The sequence below is a fragment of the Martelella sp. genome (assembly GCF_984369615.1).
On the sequence record NZ_CFHTCS010000487.1, the window covers coordinates 1 to 2,643 of the forward strand.

Here is a 2,643-nt window from a genome sequence, read left to right on the forward strand (position 1 = left end):
GCGCAGTTCCTGCTGCACACCTGGCTGCCGGACGCGATGGAAGGCCCGACGCCGGTTTCGGCCCTTATCCACGCCGCGACCATGGTGACGGCCGGCGTCTTCCTCGTGGCGCGCATGTCGCCGCTGTTCGAACTGTCGCCGTCGGCGCTGACCTTCGTCACGCTGATCGGTTCGATCACCGCGCTCTTTGCCGCGACCATCGGTCTCGTTCAGAACGACATCAAGCGCGTGATCGCCTATTCGACCTGTTCGCAGCTCGGCTACATGTTCGCAGCGCTCGGGGCAGGGGCCTACGGCGCGGCGGTCTTCCACCTCTTCACCCACGCCTTCTTCAAGGCGCTCCTGTTCCTGTGCGCCGGCTCGGTCATCCATGCCGTTTCCGGCGATCAGGACATGCGCCGCATGGGCGGCCTCAGGAAGCATATTCCGATCACCTTCTGGGGCATGATCTTCGGCACGCTCGCGATCACCGGCGTCGGCATCCCCGGCACGGTCATCGGCGCGGCCGGTTACTTCTCCAAGGATGCGATCATCGAGGCGGCCTTCGTTTCCGCAAGCCCGCTGGCGATGTTCTCCTTCTGGTCGCTGGTGATCGCCGCGGTGCTGACGGCCTTCTACTCCTGGCGCCTGATCTTCATGACCTTCTTCGGCAAGCCGCGCGCGTCGTCCGATGTTATGCATCACGTGCATGAATCGCCCTGGGTCATGCTGATCCCGCTCATCGTCCTGTCGGTCGGCGCCCTGTTTGCCGGCGTGGTCTTCGCCGAGTTCTTCTACGGCCATCATTATGCCGAGTTCTGGAAGGGCGCTCTGTTCACCGGGCCGCATAACGAAGTGCTTGAAGAGCACCACCACGTGGCGCTCTGGGTCAAGCTCTCGCCCTTCTTCGCCATGCTGATCGGAACCGCTGCCGCGATCTACATGTATCTGATCAAGCCCTCCTCGGCGAAAGCGACGGCAAAAGCCTTCCCGCGAATCTACGCATTCCTGCTCAACAAGTGGTATTTCGATGAACTGTACGACTTCCTGTTTGTCCGTCCCGCCAAGAAGCTCGGGCACTTCCTGTGGCAGAAGGGGGATGTGGGCGTGATCGACCGGTTCGGACCGAACGGCATCGCGGCGCTGGTCGTCGATGTCACCAACCGCGTGGTCAAGCTGCAGTCCGGTTATGTTTACCACTATGCGTTTGCAATGCTGATCGGCCTTGCCGCCCTTGTAACGTGGATGATGCTCGGAGGGGCGCTGTAATGAGCGACTGGCCAATTCTCACGACAGTCACCTTCCTGCCGCTCATCGGCGTGGTGCTGATCCTGTTCACCCGCGACGACAACGAGACGGGTCTGCGCAACATCCGCAATGTCGCGCTTCTGACCACGCTGTTCACCTTCGTGGTGTCGCTGTTCATCTGGGTCAATTACGACCCGGCGGACCCGAACTTCCAGATGGTCGAATATCACGCGTGGCTGGGGACCGGCATCGCCTACCATCTCGGCGTCGACGGCATCTCGATGCTGTTCATCCTGCTGACGACGGTGCTGATGCCGCTCTGTATCCTCGCCTCGTGGGAAGCCATCACCTACCGGGTGAAGGCCTACATGATCGCCTTCCTCATTCTGGAAACGCTGATCATCGGCGTGTTCGTCTCGCTCGACATCGTGATGTTCTACATCTTCTTCGAGGCGGGCCTCATTCCGATGTATCTGATCATCGGCATCTGGGGCCATGAGCGGCGCGTCTACGCCTCGCTGAAGTTCTTCCTCTACACCTTCGCCGGCTCGGTCTTCATGCTGCTGGCGATCATGGCGATGTACTGGGTGACGGGCACGACCAGCGTGCCGGTGCTGCTGGAGTATGATTTCCCGGTCAATATGCAATACTGGCTGTTCCTCGGGTTCTTCGCCTCCTTTGCGGTGAAGATGCCGATGTGGCCGGTGCACACCTGGCTGCCGGATGCCCACGTGGAGGCGCCGACGGCGGCCTCGGGCGTGCTGGCGGGCGTGCTATTGAAACTCGGCGGCTTCGGCGTGCTGCGCTATTCGATGCCGATGTTCCCCGACGCCTCCTATTACTTCGCGCCGTTCATCTTCGCGCTGTCGATCATCGCCATCATCTACGCCTCGCTCGTGGCGCTGATGCAGACCGACATGAAGAAGCTGATCGCCTATTCCTCGGTCGCGCATATGGGCTACGTGACCATGGGCATGTTCTCGGCCACGACCGAGGGCGTCGAGGGCTCGATCTTCCTGATGCTCTCGCACGGCATCGTCTCCGGCGCGCTGTTCTTCTGTGTCGGCATCGTCTATGACCGCATGCATACGCGCGAGATCGCGGCCTTTGGCGGGCTCGTGAACAACATGCCGAAATTCGCGGTCGCCTTCATGGTCTTCACCATGGCCAATGTCGGGCTTCCGGGCACGTCGGGCTTCATCGGCGAATTCCTGACGGTTGTCGGCGTCTTCCAGGTCAATACCTGGGTGGCCGTGTTCGCGGCGACGGGCGTCATCCTTTCGGCGGCCTATGCGCTCTGGCTTTACCGCCGCGTGATTTTCGGCGCACTGGAGAAAGACAGCCTCAAGGCGCTGCTCGATCTTTCCACGCGCGAGAAGTTCGTACTCTACCCGCTGATCATCCTGACGATCTTCT

Annotated in this window: 2 protein-coding genes; both read left to right on the plus strand. The window is 61.2% G+C overall.

The features are described 5' to 3' along the window. Positions 1-1,248 (plus strand): NADH-quinone oxidoreductase subunit L (locus AC5DC2_RS22655; protein WP_491700120.1); only part of this gene is annotated, 1,248 nt, incomplete at its 5' end. Then, on the plus strand, positions 1,248-2,643 hold a 1,396-nt coding region (locus AC5DC2_RS22660), incomplete at its 3' end, for an NADH-quinone oxidoreductase subunit M (protein ID WP_491700121.1). The genes AC5DC2_RS22655 and AC5DC2_RS22660, both read left to right, overlap by 1 nt.